General features: G+C 69.7%; 26 protein-coding genes. 7 read left to right on the forward strand and 19 right to left on the reverse strand.

Translation table 11 applies throughout. The features are described from left to right. Positions 1 to 341: 341 nt before the first annotated feature. The 3 genes from ACAG26_RS22065 to ACAG26_RS22075 form a co-directional block, all read right to left on the reverse strand. Positions 342 to 1,037, reverse strand: a complete 696-nt coding sequence (locus ACAG26_RS22065; protein WP_370485207.1) for an ABC transporter permease — start codon at positions 1,035 to 1,037, stop codon at positions 342 to 344. A 71-nt stretch (positions 1,038 to 1,108) separates the two neighbouring features. Continuing rightward, positions 1,109 to 2,074: an aliphatic sulfonate ABC transporter substrate-binding protein gene (locus tag ACAG26_RS22070; protein ID WP_370485208.1), complete on the reverse strand. Its 966-nt coding sequence runs from the start codon at positions 2,072 to 2,074 to the stop codon at positions 1,109 to 1,111. Continuing rightward, entirely contained in the window at positions 2,071 to 2,880 is an 810-nt protein-coding gene (locus ACAG26_RS22075) for an ABC transporter ATP-binding protein (protein ID WP_370485209.1), read from the reverse strand. Before ACAG26_RS22075 ends, ACAG26_RS22070 begins: the two co-directional genes overlap by 4 nt. Positions 2,881 to 2,985: 105 nt before the next feature. Between ACAG26_RS22075 and cobG the strand changes: the two genes are divergently transcribed. The 3 genes from cobG to ACAG26_RS22090 are packed head-to-tail and all read left to right on the forward strand — an operon-like array spanning position 2,986 to position 6,200. Continuing rightward, on the forward strand, positions 2,986 to 4,107 hold the full coding sequence (gene cobG / locus ACAG26_RS22080; RefSeq protein WP_370485210.1) for a precorrin-3B synthase: 1,122 nt from the start codon (positions 2,986 to 2,988) through the stop codon (positions 4,105 to 4,107). Positions 4,108 to 4,116: 9 nt separating this feature from the next. Then, positions 4,117 to 4,743 (forward strand): precorrin-8X methylmutase, encoded by a 627-nt coding sequence (locus tag ACAG26_RS22085; protein ID WP_370485211.1) that lies wholly within the window; start codon positions 4,117 to 4,119, stop codon positions 4,741 to 4,743. Continuing rightward, positions 4,740 to 6,200: a precorrin-2 C(20)-methyltransferase gene (locus ACAG26_RS22090; RefSeq protein WP_370485212.1), complete on the forward strand. Its 1,461-nt coding sequence runs from the start codon at positions 4,740 to 4,742 to the stop codon at positions 6,198 to 6,200. The genes ACAG26_RS22085 and ACAG26_RS22090 overlap by 4 nt, the downstream gene beginning before the upstream one ends. On the opposite strand, the gene ACAG26_RS22095 is transcribed toward ACAG26_RS22090, so the two are convergent. Genes ACAG26_RS22095 through ACAG26_RS22110 form a run of 4 tightly spaced genes read right to left on the reverse strand, consistent with a single transcriptional unit; the run spans position 6,175 to position 9,591 of the window. After that, the gene (locus tag ACAG26_RS22095) at positions 6,175 to 6,921 is read right to left on the reverse strand and encodes a cobalt-precorrin-6A reductase (RefSeq protein ID WP_370485213.1); all 747 of its coding nucleotides are present in this window, start codon (positions 6,919 to 6,921) and stop codon (positions 6,175 to 6,177) included. The two genes, ACAG26_RS22090 and ACAG26_RS22095, sit on opposite strands and share 26 nt — an antisense overlap. Beyond that, a complete protein-coding gene (cobM, locus tag ACAG26_RS22100) occupies positions 6,918 to 7,670 on the reverse strand; it encodes a precorrin-4 C(11)-methyltransferase (protein WP_370485214.1) in 753 nt (250 codons plus the stop codon). Before cobM ends, ACAG26_RS22095 begins: the two co-directional genes overlap by 4 nt. Then, positions 7,667 to 8,845 (reverse strand): precorrin-6y C5,15-methyltransferase (decarboxylating) subunit CbiE, encoded by a 1,179-nt coding sequence (gene cbiE, locus ACAG26_RS22105; RefSeq protein ID WP_370485215.1) that lies wholly within the window; start codon positions 8,843 to 8,845, stop codon positions 7,667 to 7,669. The genes cobM and cbiE overlap by 4 nt, the downstream gene beginning before the upstream one ends. Further along, positions 8,842 to 9,591, reverse strand: coding sequence for an SDR family NAD(P)-dependent oxidoreductase (locus ACAG26_RS22110; protein ID WP_370485216.1), 750 nt, complete (start codon positions 9,589 to 9,591; stop codon positions 8,842 to 8,844). Before ACAG26_RS22110 ends, cbiE begins: the two co-directional genes overlap by 4 nt. 35 nt (positions 9,592 to 9,626) lie before the next feature. Here ACAG26_RS22110 and ACAG26_RS22115 point away from each other — a divergent pair, with 35 nt between their 5' ends. Continuing rightward, complete coding sequence (locus ACAG26_RS22115; RefSeq protein WP_370485217.1) at positions 9,627 to 10,040, forward strand: F420-dependent biliverdin reductase; 414 nt, start codon at positions 9,627 to 9,629, stop codon at positions 10,038 to 10,040. A gap of 111 nt (positions 10,041 to 10,151) precedes the next feature. On the opposite strand, the gene ACAG26_RS22120 is transcribed toward ACAG26_RS22115, so the two are convergent. The 5 genes from ACAG26_RS22120 to ACAG26_RS22140 form a co-directional block, all read right to left on the reverse strand. Beyond that, the gene (locus tag ACAG26_RS22120; protein ID WP_370485218.1) at positions 10,152 to 10,565 is read right to left on the reverse strand and encodes a hypothetical protein; all 414 of its coding nucleotides are present in this window, start codon (positions 10,563 to 10,565) and stop codon (positions 10,152 to 10,154) included. Beyond that, positions 10,562 to 12,016: a serine/threonine-protein kinase gene (locus ACAG26_RS22125; protein WP_370485219.1), complete on the reverse strand. Its 1,455-nt coding sequence runs from the start codon at positions 12,014 to 12,016 to the stop codon at positions 10,562 to 10,564. The genes ACAG26_RS22120 and ACAG26_RS22125 overlap by 4 nt, the downstream gene beginning before the upstream one ends. A 95-nt stretch (positions 12,017 to 12,111) precedes the next feature. Further along, positions 12,112 to 14,019 carry an alpha/beta hydrolase gene (locus ACAG26_RS22130; RefSeq protein WP_370485220.1) on the reverse strand — a complete coding sequence of 636 codons (1,908 nt, stop codon included), beginning with the start codon at positions 14,017 to 14,019 and terminating at the stop codon, positions 12,112 to 12,114. A 2-nt stretch (positions 14,020 to 14,021) separates the two neighbouring features. Beyond that, positions 14,022 to 14,315, reverse strand: a complete 294-nt coding sequence (locus ACAG26_RS22135) for a hypothetical protein (RefSeq protein ID WP_370485221.1) — start codon at positions 14,313 to 14,315, stop codon at positions 14,022 to 14,024. A gap of 83 nt (positions 14,316 to 14,398) precedes the next feature. Next, complete coding sequence (locus ACAG26_RS22140; protein ID WP_370485222.1) at positions 14,399 to 15,526, reverse strand: M24 family metallopeptidase; 1,128 nt, start codon at positions 15,524 to 15,526, stop codon at positions 14,399 to 14,401. Positions 15,527 to 15,624: 98 nt separating this feature from the next. Here ACAG26_RS22140 and ACAG26_RS22145 point away from each other — a divergent pair, with 98 nt between their 5' ends. After that, entirely contained in the window at positions 15,625 to 16,581 is a 957-nt protein-coding gene (locus ACAG26_RS22145) for a 5'-3' exonuclease H3TH domain-containing protein (protein ID WP_370485223.1), read from the forward strand. Here ACAG26_RS22145 and ACAG26_RS22150 read toward each other — a convergent pair. The 7 genes from ACAG26_RS22150 to pafA form a co-directional block, all read right to left on the reverse strand. Continuing rightward, a complete protein-coding gene (locus tag ACAG26_RS22150; protein WP_370485224.1) occupies positions 16,574 to 17,326 on the reverse strand; it encodes a DUF4333 domain-containing protein in 753 nt (250 codons plus the stop codon). The genes ACAG26_RS22145 and ACAG26_RS22150 overlap by 8 nt on opposite strands. 68 nt (positions 17,327 to 17,394) lie before the next feature. Beyond that, the gene (locus tag ACAG26_RS22155; protein WP_370485225.1) at positions 17,395 to 20,142 is read right to left on the reverse strand and encodes a DEAD/DEAH box helicase; all 2,748 of its coding nucleotides are present in this window, start codon (positions 20,140 to 20,142) and stop codon (positions 17,395 to 17,397) included. A 129-nt stretch (positions 20,143 to 20,271) separates the two neighbouring features. Continuing rightward, the gene (tatC, locus tag ACAG26_RS22160) at positions 20,272 to 21,201 is read right to left on the reverse strand and encodes a twin-arginine translocase subunit TatC (protein ID WP_370485266.1); all 930 of its coding nucleotides are present in this window, start codon (positions 21,199 to 21,201) and stop codon (positions 20,272 to 20,274) included. Between the two features lie 49 nt (positions 21,202 to 21,250). Continuing rightward, positions 21,251 to 21,499, reverse strand: coding sequence for a Sec-independent protein translocase subunit TatA (gene tatA, locus ACAG26_RS22165; RefSeq protein ID WP_370485226.1), 249 nt, complete (start codon positions 21,497 to 21,499; stop codon positions 21,251 to 21,253). A 235-nt stretch (positions 21,500 to 21,734) separates the two neighbouring features. After that, positions 21,735 to 22,703 (reverse strand): helix-turn-helix transcriptional regulator, encoded by a 969-nt coding sequence (locus ACAG26_RS22170; protein WP_370485227.1) that lies wholly within the window; start codon positions 22,701 to 22,703, stop codon positions 21,735 to 21,737. Next, positions 22,700 to 23,758, reverse strand: a complete 1,059-nt coding sequence (locus ACAG26_RS22175; RefSeq protein ID WP_370485228.1) for a helix-turn-helix transcriptional regulator — start codon at positions 23,756 to 23,758, stop codon at positions 22,700 to 22,702. The genes ACAG26_RS22170 and ACAG26_RS22175 overlap by 4 nt, the downstream gene beginning before the upstream one ends. A gap of 17 nt (positions 23,759 to 23,775) precedes the next feature. Then, a complete protein-coding gene (gene pafA / locus ACAG26_RS22180; protein WP_370485229.1) occupies positions 23,776 to 25,134 on the reverse strand; it encodes a Pup--protein ligase in 1,359 nt (452 codons plus the stop codon). Positions 25,135 to 25,230: 96 nt separating this feature from the next. On the opposite strand from pafA, the gene ACAG26_RS22185 reads away from it, so the two are divergent. Continuing rightward, positions 25,231 to 25,509 carry a hypothetical protein gene (locus ACAG26_RS22185; RefSeq protein WP_370485230.1) on the forward strand — a complete coding sequence of 93 codons (279 nt, stop codon included), beginning with the start codon at positions 25,231 to 25,233 and terminating at the stop codon, positions 25,507 to 25,509. After that, the gene (locus ACAG26_RS22190; RefSeq protein WP_370485231.1) at positions 25,499 to 25,936 is read left to right on the forward strand and encodes a hypothetical protein; all 438 of its coding nucleotides are present in this window, start codon (positions 25,499 to 25,501) and stop codon (positions 25,934 to 25,936) included. Before ACAG26_RS22185 ends, ACAG26_RS22190 begins: the two co-directional genes overlap by 11 nt. Positions 25,937 to 25,971: the final 35 nt, after the last annotated feature.

Raw genomic sequence — 25,971 nt, forward strand, 5'->3', positions numbered from 1 at the left:
CCGTGTCCAGGGCAAATGTGCGAAGTTAGTCCTCGAGATGCCGGTCGTGGTCCCAGTGCTCAAGCCACGATTGCAGGTTGTAGACGCCGAACGCACTGAGCGTCAGCAGCACACCGGTGAAGACGGGCAGCAAAGCGTCCATCATCGGGCGCGGGGCCGTGCCGGTTGTCGCTCGGCGGTGGACATTTCGGGTCGTGTCTTCCTGCGGGTGGGGTGAATCCGGGTTGATACCAACAACCTATGACCGGGAATCCCTTGCCGCACGAGTAGCGGATTACCTCTCTTTCGGCATCACCGGTAGCGCAACGCAGACAGGTGGTTTTCGGCGCGCTTACCCACGCTCAACTGCGCCGTTGCACCACACGGTGCTCGACGACACCGAACGCACTGTCACTGAGTTTGCCTAGCGCCGCCAACAGGACGATGGCGAGCACCATCACATCGGTGCGGCCGGTGTTCTGGCTGTCGATCAGCAGGAACCCCAAGCCTTTCGAGGACGCGATCAGTTCGGCGGCAACTAGGAACAGCCACGCATTGGCCAAGCCTAATCGGAGCCCATTCAGCAGGGCAGGCGCGGCAGCAGGCAGTTGCACGGTCAGCAACAAAGACACACCGCGCCGGCCGTAGGCCCGTCCCACCTCAAGCAGGTGCGGGTCGACGTGGGAGAGCGCCGATGCCGTCGTGGTGTACACGGGGAAGAAAGCTCCGAGCGCGACCAGCAGAATCTTTGGTTCTTCGCCGATGCCGAACCACAGGAGCAGCAGCGGAACCCACGCCAAGGACGGCACCGTCCGAAAGGCTTCGACCGTCGGCGCCAACAGCCGGCGCACCATGACCGACAAACCCACCAGTGAACCGAGGACGAGCGCCGCCACCGCGCCGCACAAGTAGCCGAGGACCGCTCGGCAGATGCTGACCCGCAGATGCGTCCACAGCTCGTCGCGGCGCGCTAATTCGGTCAACGCGCTGATGACATCGGCAGGTGGCGGCAGCTGGCTCGCGGAAAACACGCCGTTGGCCGTGACCAGTTGCCACACCCCGAGCAATACCAGCGGAGCGATCGAGCCGAGTAGCAGCGCTGGCGCGCGCCGCAGCGCTGCGCGGGCCGCTACGGCGCCGACTGCTGGGCGAATTTCGGTTCGGTCAGCGTCGCGAGCGCGCCCCGGCCAGCGTCTTCGGACTTGATGTCGTTGTCGGTCACGGCGAGCGGCAAAATTCTGGTGAGCACCGCGCGCAGGGGATCGCCCGGCACGAGATCGATGTCCAGCGCCGTGCGCTGCAACTCCTCCTTGGCCACGCTCGAGGAGATCTTCGCTTCCCGCGCGAGAAGCTGCGTCAACTCGTCCGGATGCGCTGTCGCCCACGTGCGAGCCTCCTGATAGACATTGGTGACCGACTGCACGACGTCGGGACGCGACGAGATGACTTCCTCGCGAGCATTCAAAACGCCGTATGTGTTGAAATCGGGGTTGCGGTACAGGAATCGGGAACCCTGCTCCTGCACCGTCTGCGCGATGAACGGGTCCAACCCGGACCAGGCGTCCACATCGCCGCGCTCAAGCGCGGTTTTGCCGTCTGCGTGCTGCAAGTTGACGATTTCGACGTCTTTTCGCGAAAGACCCGCCGTCGCGAGCGCTTGCAGCAGGAAATAGTAGGGATCGGTTCCTTTGGTCACCGCGATCTTCTTGCCCCTGAGGTCGGCCACCGAGGTGAGCGGTGAGTCCTTGGCCACGACCAGCGCCGCCCACTCGGGCTTGGCCCAGATCTGGACGACCTTGATGGGTGTGCCGTTGGCGCGCGCCGCGAGTGCGGCCGCGCCGGCGGTGGACCCGAAGTCCAGCGCGTTGGAACGCAGCCCTTCGTTGGCCTTGTTGCTGCCGGCCGACAATACCCAGGTCACTTGGTACCCGTCGTTTTCCAGCAAATGCCGATCGCGCACGACGAGGCTGAGCGGGTTGTAGTACGCATAGTCCAGGTGGATCTGCTTGGAGGTGGGTGAGGCCCCATTGGTACCGCACGCCGAGGCCGCCAGCATGCCGATCACCACGGTCGCGGTCAGGCGGTGGTACTTCATACGGAGAGCTCCTGTTCATCGGGACCAACGTGTGCCGGTGCGGCACCCTCGATAAGGCCGAGTTCGCCCAGCAATCGGCCGCGCAGTGCGGCCAGTACCGGATCTGCGCGATCACGCGGCTTGGCGACCGGAACCTCCACGCTCGCGGCGATGGTGGCGCCGCCGGTTGCACCGGCGCCCAGCACCAGCACGCGGTCGGCGAGAAGCAACGCTTCGTCGACGTCGTGGGTCACCAACAGCGTGGTGGTGCCCGCCTGGTGCTGCACCTGATCCAGCAGATCCTGCATGCGCAGCCGCGTGAGCGCGTCCAGCGCCGCCAATGGCTCGTCGAGCAGCAACACGGCTGGGCGGCGGACGAGAGCTCGGGCGAGGCCAGCGCGTTGTGCCATGCCGCCGGAGACTTGGCGTGGCCGATGGTTCGCGAACCCCCGCAGACCGACCACCTCCAGCCAGTGCTGCACGGCGGCACGGCCTTCCGATCTTGGTGTACCTGCCGGGAGCCCGAACGCGATGTTGGCGGCCAGTGTCCGCCAGGGCAGCAGGCGTGGCTCCTGGAACACCACGGCACAGCGGGAATCGATGCCCCGCACCGCGGTGCCGTTGATGTCGATCTGCCCGGTGCTCGGGCGATCCAGACCGGCGACCAGACGCAGCACGGTCGATTTGCCGCTGCCGGAAGCCCCGAGCAAGGCGACAAGCTCGCCCGGGGCGAGTTCCATGTGCAGGTCCTGCAAAACAGCCCGTGGGCCAAATGCTCGGCCGACGCCGCGCAGCGAAACGCCCGCAGGCGGTCTGGCCGAGGTCATCGCTGCCACGATAGGAATCGCCACCCACCGACGACCAGGGTTAATTCTGCCGTGATTCGAACCGGTGGATCGACGGCTGCGCGTCGCCGCGGCTACCGTGAAGCGGTGCCCAGAACGCGCGACACCGACGCCTGTCCCGGCGCCCTGCAGACGCACCAGGCCGCCGACGGCGCGCTGGCGCGGGTGCGGCTGCCCGGCGGGCTGCTGAGCGCCGCGCAAATGGCCGCGCTGGCCCAGGCAGCGACCCGGCACGGGGCCGGCACGGTGGAGCTGACAGGTCGCGGCAATGTGCAGATCCGGGGCATCACCGACACCCGCGCCGTCGCGGAGGCGGTCGCCGCGGCCGGGCTGCTGCCGTCGGCCACGCATGAGCGGGCCCGCAATATCGTTGCCTCACCGCTGTCCGGTCGCGTCGGTGGCCGCACCGACGTCCGCGGCTGGGTTGCCGACCTGGACGCGGCGCTGCAAGGCGCCCCGCAGTTGGCGACGCTGCCGGGCCGGTTCTGGTTCAGCCTGGACGACGGCCGCGGCGACGTCTCCGGATTGGGCGCCGACGTGGGCGTCCACGTTCTCGACGACGCGGTGGCGCTGCTGATCGGCGGACGCGACACCGGGGTCCGCCTGGCGGCCGGCGACGTGGTGGATACGCTGGTCACGCTGGCTTCGCGGTTTGTGGAGATTCGCGGAAATGCGTGGCGAGTAACGGAATTGAGCGGACCACAGGACTTGTTGCCCGAGGCCGCCCCGGACGGCCAGCGGTTCGCGCCGGTCGGGCAGCCGCCGGTCGGGTGGATCGAGCAGGACGACGGCCGGGTGGCGTTGGGCGCGGCGGTGCCGCTCGGGGTGCTGACCGCCCACGTGGCCGAGTACCTGGCGGTGATCGGTGCGCCGCTGGTGATCACGCCGTGGCGCTCGGTGCTGGTGTGTGATCTCGACGAGGGGGTCGCCGACGCGGCGCTGCGGGTGTTGGCGCCGCTGGGTTTGGTGTTCGACGCCGACTCCCCGTGGCTGACCGTCAGCGCGTGCGTCGGCAGCCCCGGCTGCCGCCATGGGCTCGCCGACGTACGCGCCGATGCGGCCGCGGCCGCACGGGCCGGTGACGCGGGCGCCGGTCGGCGGCACTTCGTGGGCTGCGAGCGGGCCTGCGGTGCCCCGCCGGCCGGTCAGGTGCTGGTCGCGACCGGCCTGACCGAGCCGGCATACCGCATTTTGCCGGCGCATCGTTAGGGTGAGCGGGTGCTCGACTACCTGCGCGACGCCACCGAGATCTACCGGCAGTCGTTTGCGACCATCCGCGCCGAGGCGGATCTGGCCCGGTTTCCCGCCGACGTCGAGCGGGTGGTGGTGCGGCTGATCCACACCTGCGGCCAGGTCGACCTCGCCGAGCACATCGCCTACACCGCCGACGTCGTCACCCGGGCGCACGCGGCGCTGGCCGCTGGGGCACCCGTGCTGTGCGACTCGTCGATGGTGGCCGCCGGCATCACCCGCTCCCGGCTGCCGGCCGACAACCCGGTGGTGTCGCTGGTCGCCGATCCCGGCGCGGCCGAGCTGGCCGCCCGGCAGCACACCACCCGATCGGCGGCCGGGGTCCAGCTGTGGGCCGACCGGCTGGCCGGTGCGGTGGTGGCGATCGGCAACGCGCCCACCGCGCTGTTCCAGCTGCTGGAGCTGGTCGACGGCGGGGTCCCGGCGCCGGCCGCGGTGCTGGGCGGGCCGGTCGGGTTCGTCGGCTCCGCACAATCCAAACAGGAGCTGGTCGACAACCCCCGCGGCATGTCGTATCTGGTGGTCCGGGGCCGTCGCGGCGGCAGCGCCATGGCGGCGGCGGCGGTCAACGCGATCGCGAGCAGCGCCGAATGACCGCGCGCGGCACCTTATTCGGTGTGGGCCTCGGACCCGGGGACCCGGAGTTGGTGACGGTCAAGGCGGCCCGGGTGATCGGCGAAGCCGACGTGGTGGCCTACCACAGCGCCCGGCACGGCCGCAGCATCGCCCGCGGCATCGCCGAACCGTATCTGCGGCCCGGCCAGCTCGAGGAGCATCTGGTCTACCCGGTGACCACCGAAACCACCGATCATCCGGGCGGCTACGCCGGGGCGATCGAGGACTTCTACACCGAGGCCACCGAACGCATCGCCGCGCACCTGGCCGCCGGGCGCAATGTGGCGTTGCTGGCCGAGGGCGACCCGCTGTTTTACAGCTCCTACATGCACCTGCACACCCGGCTGACCCGCCGGTTCGACGCGGTCATCGTGCCGGGGGTGACGTCGATCAGCGCCGCCGCGGCCGCCACCGCAACACCGCTGGTGGCCGGCGACGAGGTGCTGTCGGTGCTGCCCGGAACGCTGGGGGTGGCCGAGCTGACGCGGCGGCTCGCGGACACCGACGCCGCGGTGGTGCTCAAGCTGGGCCGCTCCTATCCGGCGGTGCGCGAAGCCCTTTCGGCCGCCGGGCGGCTCGACGACGCGTTCTACGTGGAGCGGGCCAGCACCGCCGCGCAGCGGGTGCTGCCGGCCGGGGACGTCGATGAGACCGGGGTGCCGTACTTTTCGTTGGCGTTGCTGCCGGGCGGTCGGCGCGCCCCGACACCGACCGGCTCGGTCGCGGTGGTCGGGTTGGGCCCCGGCGGCATGGACTGGATGACGCCGCAGGCCCGCCGCGAGCTGGCCGCCGCGACCGACCTGATCGGCTACGGGCCGTACCTGGATCGGGTGCCGGGCCGCGACGGTCAGCACCGCCACCCCAGCGACAACACCGACGAGACGGCGCGGGCCCGGCTGGCCTGCACGCTGGCCGAGCAGGGCCGGTCGGTGGCGGTGGTCTCTTCGGGGGATCCGGGGGTGTTCGCGATGGCCACCGCGGTGCTGGAGGAGGCCAAGCAGTGGCCGGAGGTGCCGGTCCGGGTGGTTCCGGCGATGACCGCCGCCCAGGCCGTCGCCAGCCGGGTCGGGGCCCCGCTGGGCCATGACTACGCGGTGATCTCGCTGTCCGACCGGCTCAAACCGTGGGAGGTGATCGCGGCCCGGTTGACCGCGGCCGCGGCCGCCGACCTGGTGCTGGCGATCTACAACCCGGCGTCGAAAACGCGGACTTGGCAGGTCGCTACGATGCGCGATCTGCTGCTCGAACACCGTGATCCGGGCACCCCGGTGGTGATCGGGCGCGACGTGTCCGGGCCGGGTGAGGATGTTCGGGTGGTGCGGCTGGCCGATCTGGATCCGGCCGATGTCGACATGCGCTGTCTGCTGATCGTCGGCTCGTCGCAGACCCAGTGGTACGACGATCGCGTGTTCACCCCGCGCCGCTACCCGACCTGATCGTCGAGTGCACCCAGGACACCGCATCCTCGACCGTAGCCACCGTGTCCACCCCGGTCGGCAGCGATGGCCGCTCCACCATCACCACCGGGATGCCCAGTGCGGCTGCGGCGTCCAGCTTGGCCCGGGTCATGTCGCCGCCGCTGTTCTTGGTGACCAGTGCGTCGATCCGGTGGGTGTGCAGCAGCGCGTGCTCGTCGTCGTAGCGGTACGGTCCGCGGGACAGCAACACCTGATGGCGCGCCGGCAGCGTGTCCGGGTCCGGCGCGGTGACCACCCGGATCAAAAACCACGCGGCGCTGTCGGCGAAGGCGGCCACGCTGGATCGTCCGCTGGTCAAGAACACCCGCTCGAAACCCCGGGTGGCAACGGTTTTCGCGGCCTCGGTGTTCGAGGGCACCCGCAGCGCGTCACCGGGTTCCCAGCCCGGGCGGGCCAGGATCAGATGCGGCACACCCAATTCGGCGCACGCCGCGGCGGCATGAGCGGTGATGGTGGCCGCGAACGGGTGGGTGGCGTCGACGACGGCGTCGACGCGTTCCTCGCGCAGCCAGTGGCGCAGCCCGTCGACGCCGCCGAAACCGCCGACCCGCACCGCGCCCACCGGCAGCGCGGGGTCGGGGACCCGCCCGGCCAGCGAACTGATCACCGCGACATCGGGATGCAGCGCGACCGCCAGTGCCCGGGCCTCCGCGGTGCCACCCAGCAGCAGGACCTTCAATGCCGACTCCCCCGCGTGCGTCCGGTCGAGTATAGGTAGCTGTCGGTGAACCCCTCGGCGGCCAGCACCTCGCCGACGATGATGACGGCGGTTTTGGTGATCGCGGCCGCCTGCATCTGCGCGGCGACGTCGGCCAGCGTGCAGCGCAGTACCCGCTGCTGCGGCCAGCTGGCAAACGCCACCACCGCGCACGGTGTTTCGGGCCGGTAACCGCCGCCCAGCAGCTGCGGGACGATCGCGTCGATCTGCGCGGCCGCCAGATGCAACACCAACGTGCCGGCCCCGGCGAGGCTGGCCAGGTCCTCTCCGGGCGGCATCGCCGTGGACAGGGTGGCCACCCGGGTCAATGTCACGGTCTGCGCCACCCCGGGTACGGTGAGTTCCCGGCCCAGTTCGGCGGCGGCCGCCGCGAACGCCGGCACCCCGGGCACGATTTCGTACTCGATGCCCAGCGCGTCGAGCCGCCGGCATTGCTCGGCCAGCGCGCTATACAGCGACGGGTCGCCGGAGTGCAGCCGGGCCACGTCGTGGCCTGCGGCGTCGGCGTCGGCGAGTTCGGTGATGATCTGGTCCAGGGTCAGCGGCCCGGTGTCGACGATCCGGGCGTCCGGCGGGCAGTGGGCCAGCAGGTCGTCGGGCATGATCGAGCCGGCGTACAGGCAAACCGGGCATTGCTGCAACAGCCGTTGCCCGCGCACGGTGATCAGGTCGGCGGCGCCGGGCCCGGCGCCGATGAAGTACACGGTCACGGTGTCACCACCCATTGGGTGATGGGTCGTTGCGGCCGCCAGCCGGTGAACCCGCCCAGCGGTTCGCTGTGATAGTGCTGGAACCGGTGCAGTTCCCCGCGCAGACGCGAATGATGTTGTGCCAACAGTGCTTCGGATTCCACAGTGACAGCGTTGGCGACTAACCGGCCGCCGGCGGGCAGGTGCGCTAGGCACGCGTCGAGCAAACCGGGGTGGGTGAGGCCGCCACCGATGAAGATCGCCGACGGTTCGGCGGCCCCGTCGAAGGCGTCGGGTGCGGCACCGCGCACGTCGATGTTGACGCCGAACGCCGCCGCGTTGGCGACGATGTTCATCCGGCGCCGGCCGGCGTCGCGTTCGAATGCCACCGCGCTGCAGCCGCGGCCGCTGCGACACCACTCGACGGCGATGCTGCCGGAGCCGGCGCCCACATCCCACAGCCGCTCCCCGGGCCGCGGCGCCAACGCTGCCAGCGTCACCGCGCGAATGGTCTGCTTGGTGATCTGACCGTCGTGCACGAAGGCGTCATCGGGCAGCAGCAGCGTGCGCTGGTCAGGCAGGTAGCGCACCGCGACCACGTTGAGGTCGTCGACGTCGAGCGGCGCGTCGGTGGCCCACTCGCGCGCGATGCCGCTGCGACGACGCTCGGCGGGCCCGCCGAGTTGCTCGAGCACGGTGAACTCGGAGTCGCCGCGGCCGTACGCGTTGAGCAGCACCGCCAACTCTTTGGGAGTGGACCGCCCGCTCGACAGCACGATCGCCTGGCCGCCGCGCCGCACAGCGGTGTGCGGGTCGGCGCTGACCAGGCTGATCACCTCGGTGTCGGTGACGGTCCAGCCCAGCCGCGCGCAGGCCAGGGTCACCGCGGAGACGTGCGGAAGTACGGTGACTCGCTCGGCGCCGTACAGCCGGATCAGGGTGCTGCCGATGCCGTGCAGCAGCGGGTCGCCGCTGGCCAGCACGTGCACGTCGCCGATCGCGTCGTCGAGCAGGCCGCGCAACGCGGGCAGCAGCGGCGACGGCCATTCGCGGCGCTGCGCACCGACGGTGTCGTCGAGCAGGTCAAGCTGCCGACGCGATCCATAAATCACGGTGGCGCTGCGCAATTGGTTGCGGGACAGCTCTGCGAGCCCGGCCATCCCATCGGCGCCGATGCCGACGACCACGATCGTCATCGCGGCATCCTGCGCCAGATGAACTGCGGCAGCAGCCGCATCACCGCCGACGCCGGCCCTAACGCCCACGGGATCCACACGCTGCGCCGGCCCGTGGCCAATGCGCGGGCGGTGCCGGCGGCGACCTGCGGCGGGGTGACGGACAGCGGTGCGGGCGTCATCCCCAGGGTCATCCGTCCGATCACGAACCCGGGCCGCACAATCAGCACCCGTACCCCGGTGCCGTGCAGCGCGTCGGCCAACCCGCTGGCAAAACCGTCCAGGCCGGCCTTGGCCGAGCCGTAGACGTAGTTCGCGCGACGCACCCGCGCCCCGGCGATCGAGGAGAACACCACCAGCGATCCCTGCCCGGCCGCCCGCATCGCCGCGGCCAGGTGGGTGAGCAGGCTGACCTGGGCGAGGTAGTCGGTGTGCACGATGGCCACCGCGTGCGCGGCGTCGGCCTCGGCGCGGGCCTGCTCGCCCAGGATCCCGAACGCCAGCACCGCGGTACCGATCGGACCGTGCTCGGCGATCAGCGACGCGACCAGCGGGCCGTGGCCGTCCAGGTCGTCGGCGTCGAACTCGACGGTGTGCACGGCCGCCGCACCGGCCGCGTGCAGCGCCGCCACCTGGTCACCGAGCTGGTCGGCGCGCCGCGCCGCCAGCACCACCGGTGCGCCCGGAGCCAACCGCAGCGCCAGCTCGATCCCGATTTCGCTGCGGCCGCCGAAAATCACGATTGGTCTGCCGCTCGTGTCATTCACGGCTGCGATTATCACCTGCGCTACCGTGAGCGGTGATGGCGAACACCACTACCCGGCTGACCAGCGATGCGCTGGCGTTTCTCACCGAACGCCACCTGGCCATGTTGACCACGCTGCGCAACGACGGGTCCCCGCATGTGGTGGCCGTCGGGTTCACCTTCGATCCCAAGACCCATCTCGCCCGGGTGATCACCACCGGCGGCTCGCAAAAGGCGGTCAACGCCGACCGCGGCGGGGTCGCGGTGCTCAGCCAGGTCGACGGCGCCCGCTGGCTGTCGCTGGAGGGCCGGGCCAGCGTGAACCGCGAGGTCGACGCCGTCCGCGACGCCGAGCTGCGCTACGCGCAGCGGTACCGCACACCGCGGGTCAACCCGCGCCGGGTGGTCATCGAGGTGCAGATCGAGCGGGTGTTGGGTTCCTCGGATCTGCTGGACCGCGGCAAGGGCTGATCACACCGGGTCGAACTTGTCGATGAGCCAGCGACCATCGACCTTGACCAGGTGCACCTGCACGCTGCTTCTGGTGAGCGTGGGGTTGCCGCTGCCGATTGTGGTGGTCTGTTAGACGAACACCAGGACTGTCGCCGCGGAATTGTCGGCGGAGGTCACCCCGGCCGCCGTCACTTCAGCCTTAGCTGACATGCGCGTTTTTTCAGCGTGGGGAATCACCGTGTCGTCTGTGAATTTGGTGTAGTAGTCCAAGAACTCCCCGGTGAGCAGGTTTTTTGTCTTCGCAACGTCGTTGCGCACCGTTTCGGGCGTGTAGCCCAATATCGCGACCACACCATCGCGGGTCGCGCCCGCGATGGCCGCGTAGTCCGGGAGTTGGTGCTGCGGGCGGTCTTTTGCGACAGTCAGCATCACCGCGGCCACACCGGCGCCCAGGATTGCTACCGCCAGGATCGTCGTGATGACCCAACGAATCGGGCTCCGCTGCGGTATCGGTGGTCTTGATGGAGGGTACGGCGTCATCACAGCAGGTCCACCTTCGATGCCAGGTACTTGCCGGGGCGGCGTTCCAGCGTGATGCGCATCCGCGATTTGTCCTCGCGCGGTTGCGGACTCACCGAACTGCTGGACTTTTGCGTCACAGCGACTAGCACGGTGGCCTGGTCGGCGCTGATCGATTCGACACCCACGGCCGTAACTGTTGCCGTTGAGACTGACTTGTTGTCCACAATCAGCTGCCTGAGCGGCACGGACGCATTGGCGTAGTGATCGTGGAATTCGCCGGTGGTGTTATCGAGGACACGCTGGCTGTCCTGGTCGATCGTTTGCCAATTGACCGTGGTCAACATCACCGCGACCTCCTTGGCGGCTTTCACCGCGTCGTCGCGTTGCGCGGCGTCGTCACGTTTGGCCGCCTCGGCGGTGACGAGGCCGATCCCTTGCCAGCCTGCGAAACTCGCCACCGCCAACAGCATCAGGACCGCCGCGATCAATGCGGCCACGGCACCGCCACGGCGACGCATTGCCGGGGTGGCTATCGGGTAGTACGGCACAGGCGCGTACTGCGGTGGCGTGGGCGCCTGGTGGGTGGGAGGCCAAGTCGACACCGGCGGGGTCCATGCCGGAACGACGGATGGCGGCGCGAACGGGCCCGCCGTGGCCGTCGAGAGCGCGGCCCGCGCGGCGGCGGCCAGCTCCGAGGCGCTCGGATACCGCTCGGCGGGGTCTTTGGCCATGCCCTTGGCGATCACGTCGTCCAGGCCCGACGGCAGCGCAGGCACCACCGCCGACGGCCGCGGCGGCGGCTTGGTGAGATGCCCGGCGACCTGCTGTTCGAGCCCCTGTCCCGGGAAGGGCCGCTGCCCGGTCAGGCACTGGTAGAACACGCAAGTCAGCGAGTAGATGTCGCTGCGGGCGTCGGCGTGACCGGTGTCGAACCGCTCCGGCGCCATATAGGCGAAGGTGCCGATGGTGCTGCCCGCGCTGGTCAGCCCGGTTTCGTCGGCCGCCCGCGCGATCCCGAAGTCGATCAGGTACACGAAGTCCCGCGCGGCGACCAGGATGTTCGACGGTTTGACGTCGCGGTGCACCAGCCCCACCGCGTGGGCGGCGTCCAACGCCGACGCCACCTGCTCCAGGTAGCTGACCGCCTGGGCCGGGGACATCGGCTGCGGCCCGTCGTTGAGCAGCGTCTGCAGGTCGGTGCCCTCGATCAGCCGCATATCCAAATACAATCGCCCGTCGATCTCGCCGAAGGTGTGCAGCGGCACCACATGCGGATCGTTCAGCGATGCCGCCGCATACGCCTCCCGCCGAAACCGGTCCTGAAAGGTGCGGTCCTGGGCCAGCTGCGGGGGCAGCACCTTCAACGCGACGGTGCGCCGCGTCTCGGTGTCGTAGGCCCGGTAGACCTGACCCATGCCGCCCTCACCCAGCAGCTGCTGCAACTGGTAGCGCCCGAACGCCGCCGTGTCCACGCAGGACCCCCTCCCGACCCTCGGCGCAGCTGAGTTTGCCGGATCAGCATAAGCATGCGATCGGGCGGCTCGGCGCGGCTTTCGGATACCGACGATCACTCGTACGCGTGATCGTCGCGCACGGCATGACGGTCGCCTTCCGGATCGATGTAGGCCGGGAGCCCGGGGATACGCGTATCGAGGTGCGGGAGAGGGATCGGCGGCAGCCCCGGAATGCGAAGCTCCGGCGGGGTCCCGACATGCGGCTGACGCCGGCCCTCGGCGACCAACCCGTCCGCCGTCAAGCGGTCGGCATGGCCGGTGACGATGTCGGTCATGCTGCGCAGCGCCTCGCTGCCCAGCTGGTAGTAGTGCGCGTGGTCATGGCGGTTGAGCTGCTCGGATCCGGGCACCTCGGCGTGGAACCGGATCGACCCGAAACCTTGCCCGGCCGGATCGGGCCCCAACCCCGCATCCGCCGGCAGCGGGACGCCGTGTTGCCGGAGTTCGTTTTTGAGCAGCTCGCCCGGAACGCCGTCCGTCTGCCCGATCCAGCTGACCGGATCGGTGGACGCGGCGCCGACGTACACCTGGCCGCCGTCCAGATGAAAGTCGGCGGCGCTGCGCGCCAGGTCGGTGCCGGGGCAACCCAACAGGATGACGTCGTTGGCGTGCAGCCGGCTGCGGGCGCACGCGTCGGCGACCGTCGTCGCCCCGTAGGAGTGCCCGATCACGGTGACATGTTGTGGGTCGACACCGCGGTGGGTCACCCACAGGCCGTTGACGTCACGGGCCAACAGCTCGCCGCCCCGGCGCGCTAGCCCCGGCTCGGTGACCCGGCGATCGCCGAAGCCGTCCGGGGCGTCATATCCCATCCAGGCGATCACCGCCGTGGAACGGGTCGGGTCGGCGTGCACACTTTGCTCGTAGACATTGACCGCGTCCACATGGTCGGCCATCCAGCCCTGCGCCACACTGCTGCCGGTGCCCGGGACAATGACCGTGGTGTTCTGCGCCTCGTCGGGGTTTCCGATCGCGATCGCCGCAACGCCCTGGCCGCCGAAGGCCACCGGGTCATACGCCCACAACAACGCCGGCCGGTCGGCGGTAACGCCGTCCCCGCGATCGTATTTCAAACCCGCCTTGGTCTGCGTGGCGTTGCGGTACCGGGTGATGTCGATTCGCGAAAGCCCGTACTTCTCGGGGGTGCGGAACACGTCATGGCCCGGATTCTGCAGGTCTTCCGGTGCAATCCCGCACGCTTGCATGGTGTCTTCGACCCGGGCGATGTCGTCGTTCATCACCGCGCGGTTGACCTCGTCGCGAACGGTCGCCGGAATACCGTTGAGATTGCCCAATTCCGGTGGGTGTTCGGCGATCAACCGTGCCTGTTGCGAACGCCCCCACCACCGGTGCACCTCCGCGGGGCTGGTGTCCGGCGGCGGGATGTCCGGGGGTTCGGCCGCCGGCAGGTCGTCGGCCGCCCAAACGGTGTGCGCCACACCGGTCAGCTGAGCGACCCCGGCATCGAGTTGGGTGGCGATCCGCTCGTCTTCGCTCTGCAGCCGCGCCGCGCAGCAACGGATTTGGTCGCGATAGACGCGCGCGGCGTGCAGCCGGGCACGGTAGGCGTCGGGCATATCCGAGCACAGTCGATCGGCCAGCGAAAGATCCTCGGCGACCCGGAATCCATCGGCTTCGGCGTCCGCAATGGCCGCCAAAGCGCGCTGGCGCCCCCACCGCAACCCGTCGGCGCCTTGGTCGGCGACATCGGCCAGGCGGCGGGCATGCTCAACCCCGCGGTAGACCGCCCGCCGGTCCGCCTCCGCGCCGGCGAGCACCGCGGCCGCACCCGGGCCGCGCCACTCGGTGCCGCCCGGGGCGGCGACCTGGGCGCCGTAGACGTCGGCAACCCGCTCCAGCAGGTCGGCGTTGGCCCGCCAATCCCGGGCGGACTCCGCGAGCCCGCCGGCGGTCTGTTCCCACGCTTCGATGCGAGAACGCGTCGGCGGCCCGCCCGGCACGGTTACCGCTGCCCGGCCGGAGCCACGGTGGCCACCACCGCGCCGGCCTCGGCGTCCGCCCCGGTGTAGCGACCGGCCGCCACTACCAGCTCATCCGCCACCGCCGTCAGCCGACGCGATAAACCGTCGCAACAACCGCCCAACGCGCGCGACAGCCGCGCTGCGGCCGCCGCCGAGCGCTCCGGCGCCTCCCCGGAACGCCCACATGGGATCCGTAACGCCGCGGCCTGGCTAGCGATGACGTGTGCTGCCGCCAGCAATCCGGCCGGAACGACCGCCAATGTCTGCTCCGCCACTGACTCCCCCGAACGCCGTGTTGCTGCCCAACCCTACGGGCGCCGCGGAGGAACGCAATTCACCCCTGTGAGTGCTGCGCCGGCTATTCGACCGGCACCACGATCAACTCGTGCGGCCGGCTGTTGACCGGGTGCGCCCCGTCGGCGGTGAGGACCACGATGTCCTCGATGCGCGCGCCCCACCGCCCCGGAAAGTAGATGCCCGGCTCGACGGAAAACGCCATCCCGTCCCGCAGCACCGTCTGGTTGCCGGCGACGATGTAGGGCTCCTCGTGCACCGACAACCCGATGCCGTGCCCGGTCCGGTGCACAAACGCATCCGCCAGCCCGGCCTCGGCCAAAATGTCGCGCGCGACCCGGTCCACGTCCTCGGCGACCATACCCGGCCGCACCGCGGCGACCGCCGCGCGCTGGGCCCGCTGCAGCACCGAATACTGCTGCGCCACTTCCGGGCTGGGGTCACCGAGGCTGTAGGTGCGGGTGCAGTCCGAGTGGTATCCGGGCGCGTAGGAGCCGCCGATGTCGATGACCACCATGTCCCCGGCCTGAAGCACCCGATCGGAGTGCTCGTGATGCGGGTCGGCGCCGTGCGGTCCGGAGCCGACGATGATGAACGACACCTCCGAATGCCCCTCGGCCACAATCGCGTCGGCGATGTCGGCGGCGACGTCGGCTTCGGTGCGGCCCGGTTTCAACAACTCCGGCACCCGGGCGTGCACGCGATCGATGGCCGCACCGGCTTTGCGCAGCGCGTCGATCTCGCTGGCATCCTTGATCATCCGCAGCTCCCGCAGCACGTCGGTGGCGAGCACCGGCAGCGTGCCGAGCACCTCGGCCAGCGGCAGCAGGTGCAGCGCGGGCATCGCGTCGGTGACCGCCGTCCGCGCCGGCGCACCGCCCAGCGCCTCGGCCACCAGCCGGTAGGGGTCCTGGCCGTCCACCCAGTCGCGCACCGTCAGCCCTAGCTCGCCGGCCGCGGATTCGGTGAGGGACGCCAGCTCCAACCGCGGCACCACCAGGGTCGGCGCGCCGGACACCGGCAACACCAACGCGGTGAGCCGCTCGAATGTCTGCGCACGCGAACCGATCAGATACCGCAGGTCATAGCCGGGGGTGATGACCAGACCGGCCAGGCCGGCATCCCCCGTGGCGGCGGCCGCCGCGGTGAGCCGACGGGCATAGACATCTGTGTCGAATCTGCTGGAAGTCACGACAGCCAGGCTAGCCGTGTTGACGCCGCGCCTACCACGCGGAAGTGCGAGTGGACTGCGTGGTGGACGCCGAGTCAACCGGAAATAGGCTTGCACCCATGGCTCCCCTGCTGCTTCTCGACGGCGCCAGTATGTGGTTCCGCTCCTACTTCGGCGTCCCGTCGTCGATCACCGCCCAGGACGGGCGACCGGTCAACGCGGTGCGCGGCTTTGTGGACTCGGTGGCCACCCTGATCACCCAGCACCGGCCATGCCGGTTGGTAGTGTGCCTGGATTTGGACTGGCGGCCGCAGTTCCGGGTGGACCGGGTTCCCTCCTATAAGGCGCATCGGGTCGCGGAGGCCGAGCCGGACGGCCAGCCCGATATCGAAGAAGTGCCCGACGAGCTGTCACCCCAGGTCGAGATGATCGGCGACATCCTGGACGCGTTCGGGATCGCGACCGGCGGCGCTGCGGGGTTCGAAGCCGACGACGTGCTGGGCACCCTGGCCGCCGCCGAACGCCGCGACCCGGTGATCGTCGTCAGCGGCGATCGGGACCTGCTGCAAGTGGTGACCGATCAGCCGGTGCCGGTACGGGTGCTTTACCTGGGACGCGGGCTGGCCAAGGCGACGCTGTTCGGCCCGGTCGAGGTGGCCGACCGCTACGGTGTGCCCACCGACCGGGCCGGAGCGGCCTACGCCGAGTTGGCGTTGCTGCGCGGCGATCCGTCCGACGGGCTGCCCGGGGTGCCCGGCATCGGTGAGAAGACCGCCGCCGGGTTGCTGGCGCAGCACGGCTCGCTGGCGGCGATCCTGGCCGCCGCCGCCGACCCGAAATCGTCGATGCCCAAAGGGGTCCGGACAAAACTGCAGGGGGCCGCCGACTACATCGAGGCGGCCGTGCCCGTCGTCCGGGTGGCCACCGACGCCCCGGTCAACCTGTCGACACCGACCGACGCGGTGCCGCCCCGGCCCGCCGACCCAGACCGGGTGGCCGAGCTGGCCACCCAACTGGGGGTCGGGTCGTCGATCGCCCGGCTGCAAAAGGCGCTGGACGGAGCGGCGGTTACTTAGGCCGGCCGACCTCGTAGGTGCCCTTGTCGTCCTGGAAGGTGACCGTCACCTTGCGCTTGGTGCCATCGATGCTGACCTCGCATTCGAAGGTGCCATTCTTTTTGACTTCCGGGTCAACCTCGTTGTTGCACTTGACGTCCTTGACGTTCTTGGCGCCATAACCGTTGGTCTGGTCGGTCAGGATCTGCTGCACACCGTCTTGTGCCTTCTTGATGTCCAGTTTGGTGGTCACCAGGAACCCCGGCAGCCAGAACCCGGAAACCAAGAACGCGACCACGGCCAGTGCTGCCAGCACGCCGATCACGCTGCCGATCACCGCTTTGTTGCCCTTCTTGCCCTGCTCGGGGCCGGGCTGGCCGTAGGGCGGGAACTGGCCGGGCTGGCCGTACTGGCCGGGCTGCTGACCGAACTGGCCGTACTGGCCCGGCTGCCCGTACTGACCGAACTGGTCGGGCTGCCCCGTTTGGCCGTACTGGCCGGGCTGCTGACCGAACTGGTCGGGCTGACCGTACGTGGGTTGCTGCTGCTGCGGGTACTGCGGAGTCGGCGGATAGGCGGTGGTGGGCTGCTGGTATTGCGGCGGAGTGGTGTAGGCGGGCTGTTGCCAACCGGAGGTTTGCATGGTGGGCTGCTCCGGGGCCACCGGCTGCTGCCAGGCCGACTGTTGCTCGGTGCCTTGCTCACCGTGACCGGGCTGCTGAGGCTGCCACGGCTGCGTCGGGTCGTATCCCTGCGGTCCGCTCATCGTTACTCCTCAGTCCTCTCAATGCTCGGCGCTCATCACCGGGTATACCGTAGCGTGTCGGACTCAGCCTACCCGGCATCAACAGCCACGACGCCGCGCCTAATCGCGTCGATCGCCTGCTTTGCGGTGGCGCGCAGGGCGGGGTCGGGGCCGGCGATGCGCAGCTGATCGAGCAGGTCAAGAACCTGGCGGCACCAGCGCACGAAATCGCCTGCCGACAACGGCGAACCGTTGCCCGCCGCGTCGGACGCGGCCAGCGCCGAAGCCAGGTCACCGGTGCTCGCCCACCGGTACACCGCGGCGACGAAACCGTCGTCGGGTTCGCGGCTCGGGGTGATCCGGTGCCGCTGCTCATCGGTGCGCAGTTGCGCCGACAGCCGGCGCGTCTGGTGCAGGGCGCGGCGCACCGCGGCGGTGGGGACTTCCGCGGCGTACATCCGGCCCGGCCCCTCGCCCCCCCGCGTCTCGAACAGCACCGCGGAGGCCACCGCGGCCAATTCCGGTGGACGCAACCCGGTCCAGGCGCCGGTGCGCAGGCATTCGGCGACCAAAAGGTCGCTCTCGCTGTAGATTCGGGCCAGCAACCGGCCGTCGTCGGTGACTTTGAGATCGCCGCGACTGACTTTGATGAAGGTGCGCTCGGTCAACAGATCGACGATCCGATCGAAGGTGCGGGCCAGCGAGTTGGTGGCGGTGGCGACCTTCTTGTTGAGCTGGGCGTTGTCCCGCTGGATGCGCAGGTAGCGTTCGGCGATCCGCATCTGGGCGTCGCGGTCCGGTGCCCGGTGCGCGGGATGGTGGCGCATCTGTTCACGCAACGCCGCCAACTGCGGATCGATCGGGGCACCGTCGTCCTCGGCGCCGCCCCGCCGCCCGCGTGGGCCGGGGACCGGCAGTCCGGCCGCCGCCGACCGCAGCGCCGACGCGACGTCGCGGCGCACCCGCGGCTGACGGTGCTCGACCCGCTTGGGCAGGGTCATCGATCCGACCGGGGCCGCGGCACCGGAGTAGTCGGCCGACGAGATCCGTCCGGCCCAGCGGTGCTCGGTCAGCACCAGCGGCCGCGGATCGGGGCTGTCCCGGTCGGCCTCCAACACCACCGCCAATCCCCCGCGGCGGCCGTGGGTGATCGAGATGATGTCGCCGCGGCGCAGCGCGGCCAGCGCATCGTTGGCCGCCTTGCGGCGCTGCAGCCGCGATGCGCGGGCCTGGGCGCGTTCCTTCTCGGAAATCTCGGCGCGCAGCCGGGCGTAGTCGAGGATCGCCGCGTCGTGCCCGCCCAGTTCGGCGGCGACCTCCCCGAGTAGCCGCTCGCCGCGCTCGGCCGCGCGGACCAAACCGACCACCGAGCGGTCGGTCTGATATTGGGCGAACGACTGTTCGAGCAGCTGGTGGGCCTGCTGCGGGCCCATCTGGTGCACCAGGTTGATGGTCATGTTGTAGGACGGCGCGAACGAACTGCGCAGCGGGAAGGTCCGGGTGGACGCCAGCCCGGCCACCTCACCGGGGTCAACATCGGGGTGCCACACCACCACCGCGTGGCCCTCGACATCGATGCCGCGCCGACCGGCGCGACCGGTCAGCTGGGTGTACTCGCCGGGCGTCAGCGCCGCGTGCTGCTCACCGTTGAACTTCACCAGCCGCTCCAGCACCACCGTGCGGGCCGGCATGTTGATGCCCAGCGCCAAGGTTTCGGTGGCGAACACCGCCTTGACCAGGCCCGCGGTGAACAGCTCCTCGACGGTGTGCCGGAACACCGGCAGCAGGCCGGCGTGGTGGGCGGCCAAGCCCCGCAGCAGGCCCTCCCGCCACTCGTAGTAGTCCAGGACGGCCAGGTCGGCGTCGGCGAGGTCGCCGCAGCGGTGGTCGATGACCTCGGCGATCTGGGCGCGCTCGTCTTCGGTGGTCAGCCGCAGCGACGAGCGCAGGCACTGTTTGACCGCGGCGTCGCACCCCACCCGCGAAAACACGAAGGTGATGGCGGGCAGCAGCCCTTCGGAGTCCAGGGTGGCGATCACGTCGGGCCGGCCCGGCGGCCGATATAGCCGCGGCCGGTCGGGGCCGCGACGCCGGGGCTGCCAGTCGGCCAGCCGGTCGGCTTCGCGGCGCTGCGCGATGTGGCGCAGCAGCGCCGGATCGACAACCGGCTGCCGCCTGGTGGCCTTGGGGTCCTTGGCGTCCTTGTCGGCGCCGTAATCGAACAGGTCGAACAGCCGCTTGCCCACCAGCACGTGTTGCCACAGCGGCACCGGGCGGTGTTCGTCGACGACCACGGTGGTGTCGCCGCGCACCGTCTGAATCCAGCCGCCGAACTCCTCGGCGTTGCTGACCGTCGCCGACAGGCTGACCAGCCGCACCTCCTCGGGCAGGTGGAGAATGACCTCCTCCCACACCGCGCCGCGCATCCGGTCGGCCAGGAAATGCACCTCGTCCATGACGACATGGGAAAGCCCCTGCAGCGCCGGCGAATCGGCATAAAGCATGTTGCGCAGCACCTCGGTGGTCATCACCACCACCGGCGCGTTGGCGTTGACCGACTGGTCGCCGGTGAGCAGCCCGATCCGATCCCGCCCGTACCGGGTGACCAAGTCGGTGTGCTTTTGGTTGCTCAGCGCCTTGAGCGGGGTGGTGTAGAAGCACTTGCCGCCCGCCGCCAGCGCCAGATGAACGGCGAATTCGCCGACCACCGTCTTGCCGGCGCCGGTCGGCGCGCACACCAGCACGCCGCGACCGTTTTCGAGGGCCACGCATCCGCGGCGCTGGAAGTCGTCCAGCGCGAACGGCAGCTCGGCGGCGAACCGGCTCAGCTCAGTCACCGGCTCACCCACGATGCCATCCCCGTCGGCGCCATCCCCGTCGACGAGCGTGCGCAGATGTACAGGTTTTCCCCCGTGTCGGCGTACAACTGCGCACGCTCGCGGCAAAGGGGGGCGCCGCACGCGGGGTTAGGTGACGTCGTCATGGGTGATCGGCGCCGAGGCCGGTATCGCCGACGGCGGTTCGAGGGGCGCGGCCTCGTCATCGGGGATCGCGGCCAGCGCCTCCCGCTTGGCTTGGCGTCTGTCGTGCAGCCGGGCGATCTGGATGGCGAATTCCAGCAACAGGGTCAGCGCCAGCCCCAGCGCGGTCATCGAGAACGGGTCCGAACCCGGGGTGAACACCGCCGCGAACACGAACATGGCGAAGATCAGGCCGCGCCGCCACGATTTGAGCCGGGCATAGCTGAGCACCCCGACCAGGTTGAGCATGACGATCAGCAGCGGGAACTCGAAGCTGATCCCGAACACCAGCAACAAGTTGATCAGGAACCCGAAGTACCGGTCGCCGGACAGCGCGGTCACCTGCACGTCGCTGCCCACGGTCAGCAGGAATCCCAGCGCCTTGGCCAGCACCAGGTAGGCCAGCAGCGCCCCGGCCACGAACAGCACCGCCGCCGACACCACGAACACCACCGCAAAGCGGCGTTCCTTGCGGTACAGCCCCGGCGTGATGAACGCCCACAGCTGGTAGAACCACATCGGGCAGGCCAGCACGACCCCGGCGGTCAAGCCCACTTTGAGGCGCAACATGAACTGGTCGAACGGCGCGGTGGCCAGCAGCCGGCACTGCCCATCGGCGCTGATCTGGGCGCGCGCCGAGGCCGGCAGCGAGCAATACGGGTGTCGCAGCCACTCGCCGAGGCTTTCCAACCCGAAGAAGCCGTGCGAATACCAGACGAACCCGAAGCTGGTGGTGAGCGCGATCGCGGCCAGCGAGATCAGCAACCGGGTGCGCAATTCGCGCAGGTGGTCGACGAGCGACATCGTCCCGTCGGGGTTGGTGCGGCTACGACGAAGCCGCGGGTCGAGCCGACGCAGGAGTCCGGGGGTGCGCACGCGGGTGATCAACGTGCGGCGCTTTCACGCCGCGCTGCTGCTGTCCGGCTCAAGCCGGCCGGGCGTCGGTGTGGTCCGGTCCGGGATCGACCCGCTCGGACTGCACCGGGGTCGGCGACGCGGCCGCGGTGCCCGACGACTCGGTTTTACCGTCGTTCTGCAGTTCACGGACCTCGGATTTGAAGATTCGCAGCGACTTGCCCAACGAGCGGGCCGCATCGGGAAGCTTCTTCGAACCGAAGAGCAGGAGGACCACGACGGCAAGGATCAGCCAGTGCCAGGGTTGCAAACTGCCCATGTCTAACCTCCAGACGTCGCCTCGATGCTACCGCAGCAGCAGCGCGCACCGCCCGGCCGCGCCGCGGTCGGGCGGTGCGCGGTCAGGGCGTCGAAACTAGCGCTTGGGGCCTCGAGCCTGTAGGCAGGGCGTGTTTTCGGCCTCCAGGACGCCCTGGTTACAGGGTCGGCGCCGTGACCGCAGACTCGGTCGGGCGGGTAGACGCGAGCTGGGCGATGTCGGCGTCGACACCCGGTTACATCGGTGAGTTCTGATACACGGCCAGCGCGGCCGCGGCGGCGTCACGGACCCGGGTGACCAGCGACTCCGGGGCCAACACATGCACGTCATCGCCCAGCCCGAGCAGCAGCCGCGTCATCCACTCCTCGGAGGCGTAGGTCATCGCAGCCTCGCAGTAGCCGTCGGGCAGCTCGTGGACCACCCGCATCGGGTAATACTCGAACATCCACGCGGCCGGTGGCGCCACCCGCAGCGTTGCCGCCGGCAACGACGGGTCGGCGTTGAACAGCGACGTGTCGGTCGGGGCTTGCCGGGCCGGCTCCGGGGGCGCCGACGGCTCGTCGAGCACGGTGGCGTCGACGATCCGGTCGAACCGGAACAATCGCACCCCGTCGGACTCCCGACACCAGGCCTCTAGATAGCTGTGGTTGCCGATCACCACCACCCGGATCGGGTCGACGACGCGGCTCGATAACGCGTCGCGTGAGGCGGCGTAGTAGTCGATGGCCAAGGCGCGGCTTTGCCGCGCCGCCTCGCGCACCGCGGCCGCGGCCTGGTTTTCGATCGGGGCGGGCTCCTCAACAGCGGCCGGGGTTGCCGCACCGGGGCCGACGGCGCCGACGGCGGCTTCGATCTTGGCGATTGCGCTGCGCGCCGCCTCCGGGTCGACCACACCGGGCACATCGGCCAGCGCCCGCAGCGCCACCAGCAGCCCGGTGGCCTCCGGCGACGTCAGCCGAAGCGGGTGATCCACCCCCGCCGAGAACGTCACCTCGACGGTGTCGCCGGAGAACGCGAAGTCGATCAGGTCGCCCGGGCCGTAGCCGGGCAGACCGCACATCCACAGCTGGTCCAGGTCCTCCTGGAGTTGTTCGATCGACACCCCCAGGTCGGCGGCGGCCTCCGCCCGGGTGATCCGGGGGTTGGCCTGGAAATAGGGCACCATGTTGAGCAGCCGCACCAGGCGGGCCGAGATCGCCGTCATGGGCGCCGTGCTCCCCCGGCGGGTCTCGTCGGCGCCGCCTCCTCCTCATCGCTGCGCTCTGCATCGTCGCCGGCGCGGGCACGCAGCCGAGCCAGCACGTCGTCGCGCAGCGACTGCGGGGCCAGCACGACGGCGTCGGCTCCGTAGCCGGCGATATCGCGCGCCAGCCGGTCAGGGAATCCGACGTCAATCTCGATCACCTCGCCGTCACGGCCGGCCAACTGCCGCTTGCCGGTCGGGGTGCCCACCCGCCGCAGCGCTGTAGCGCGCCCGTCGGCCACCCACACCGTGGCCCGTTCGCTGGTCGGCGATCCGGTGGCCCCGAAGACCGACTCCCGCACCAGGGCACGCAAATCGACACCGTCGGGCCGGTTCACCGCACCGGCCGTGCCGACCGGTGTCACCGCGCCCGCGATCCGCGACAATCGGAACACTCGGGTGGCGTCGCGGTCACGGTCGTGCCCCACCAGATACCAGTAGCCGTTCTCGGTGATCACCCCCCACGGTTCCACGGTGCGCACCGTATAGGGCTCGGCCCGCGACGACCGGTGTTCAAACTTCACCGCCTGCCCCGACCCGATCGCCGACAGCAGGCTGGGTAAAACGTCCTCGGAGCCGCGCAACCCGGGTAACCCGGCCGGTGAGGCGATGGCCACCGGGGCGTCCGGGTCGACATCGACACCGGCGGCCCGCAGCTTGATCAGCGCGCCCTGGGTCGCGCTGATCAGTTCCGGTGACTCCCACAGCCGGGTGGCGACCGCCACCGCCGCCGCCTCCTCGGACGACAATTCGACGTCGGGCAGCGCATAGGCGTCGCGGTTGATCCGGTAGCCCTCCACCGGGTCGAAAACCGACACCCTGCCGGTCTCCAGCGGGATGCCCAGATCCCGGAGTTCGTTTTTGTCCCGCTCGAACATCCGGGAGAACGCCTCCTGGCTGGGGCTGTCCTCGTAGCCCTGCACGCTGGACCGGATCTTGTCCGCGGTGAGGTAGCCAGACGTGGACAGCAATGCGATGACGAGGTTCACCAGCCGTTCGACTTTCGATGTCGCCACGGGTAACAGGGTATGCGCTACATGCTGGCGATCAGCCGCTTGACCCGCTCGTCGACGGAGCGGAACGGGTCTTTGCACAGCACGGTGCGCTGGGCCTGATCGTTGAGTTTCAGGTGCACCCAGTCGACGGTGAAATCACGCCCGGCGGCCTGCGCGGCGCTGATGAACTCGCCGCGCAGTTTGGCGCGGGTGGTCTGCGGCGGGGTGTCGACGGCGTCGTCGATCTCCTCATCGGTAGTGATGCGGGCCGCCAGGCCTTTGCGCTGCAGCAAGTCGAACACACCGCGGCCGCGTTTGATGTCGTGGTAGGCCAGATCCAGCTGGGCGATCTTGGGATCGGACAGCTCCATGCTGTAGCGGTCCTGGTAGCGCTGGAACAGCTTGCGTTTGATCACCCAGTCGATCTCGGTGTCCACCTTGGCGAAGTCCTGGCGTTCCACCGCGTCGAGTTGCCGGCCCCACAGGTCGACGACCTGCTCGATTTGCGGGTTGGACTCGCGGGTCTGCAGATGCTCGACGGCGCGGCCGTAGTACTCGCGCTGGATGTCCAGGGCGCTGGCCTGCCGACCGCCGGCCAGCCGCACCGGGCGGCGACCGGTCAGGTCGTGGCTGACCTCGCGGATGGCGCGGATCGGATTGTCCAGGGAAAAGTCACGGAAGGCGACGCCTGCCTCGATCATCTCCAGCACCAGCGCCGCGGTGCCGACCTTGAGCATGGTGGTGGTCTCGGACATGTTGGAGTCGCCGACGATGACGTGCAGGCGGCGGTACTTCTCGGCGTCGGCGTGCGGTTCGTCGCGGGTGTTGATGATCGGCCGGGACCGCGTCGTGGCTGATGAGACGCCTTCCCAGATGTGTTCGGCGCGTTGGCTCAGGCAGAACGTGGCGGCTTTCGGGGTTTGCAGCACCTTGCCAGCCCCGCAGATCAGCTGGCGGGTGACCAGAAACGGCAGCAGCACATCGGAGATCCGGGAGAACTCCCCGGCCCGCACGATCAGGTAGTTCTCGTGGCAGCCGTAGGAGTTGCCGGCCGAGTCGGTGTTGTTCTTGAACAGGTAGATGTCGCCGCCGATGCCCTCGTCGGCCAGGCGCTGCTCGGCGTCGACCAGCAGGTCTTCGAGCACCCGCTCCCCGGCGCGGTCGTGGGTGACCAGCTGCACCAGGTTGTCGCATTCGGCGGTGGCGTATTCGGGGTGGCTGCCCACGTCGAGGTACAGCCGGGCACCGTTACGCAGGAAGACGTTGGAGCTGCGCCCCCACGACACCACCCGGCGGAACAGATAGCGGGCCACCTCGTCCGGGGACAGCCGCCGGTGACCGTGGAAGGTGCAGGTGACACCGAACTCGGTCTCGATGCCCATGATTCGTCGCTGCACGATTCGAGCGTACTGGTTGTGGGCCCGTCACGGTGCAGGAGACGCGCCTGTGGATGCATGTCGGCGCGGCGAGAGCGGCCCGTGCCAGCCTGCGGTATGCCGGCATCCACCGAACTCGCCCGGCTGCGGGCACACGCCGACGGCTTCCACGTCCTGGCCGACGAGCTCGAGGCGCTGCGGCGGCGACGGGCGGCCGCGGACACCGAGGTGATGCGCCAGCTCATCGAGGATTGCCGCTTGTGGGTGCGCAATCTGCGGAGCGGCTCGTCGTACCGGGAGTGTGTGGCGTGGTGGTACCGGTGCGGACGTGCCCGGCGGTGGCCGTCGCAGACGTCACAGGGCCCCTATTCCCGCACGTCGAAGCGTGTCAGGTGACAAAATTCCCGATCGGCCGCCGGCCCGGATCAAGGGCATGCTAGGACCAAACACGGCCGACGAATTCGGCAAATTCGGCGACTACGAACCACCCGCGTTGCGCAGCCAGATCGACGACTTCACTTATGAGGATGCGCGGTCGGTGCTCGACGGTGATGTGACGGCCGCGGAGTCGCGGCGGATCGCGAAGTCCGTTCGAGATGCCATACGTGCCGGTGATCCCCTGCCGAAACGACCCCATGGAGACCACCGGTGGGGTACCGGATGGGCTAAGGCTGAGTTTCAGCCCGGCACCACGGAGCAAGACGTCGTGGACATGGCGCGTCGCAGCATCGATGCGGCCAATTCAGCATTTCCCGACAACAGCGTTCCGAGCGGGTTCGTGGTGATGGGCACCCATCGAGGCAACAGGTTGCGGTGGCCGTGAACCCGGTGGGGTCAGGCATCGCTGCCTGGTATATC

The sequence above is a fragment of the Mycobacterium sp. pUA109 genome, assembly GCF_041287095.1.
Lineage (GTDB): Bacteria > Actinomycetota > Actinomycetes > Mycobacteriales > Mycobacteriaceae > Mycobacterium.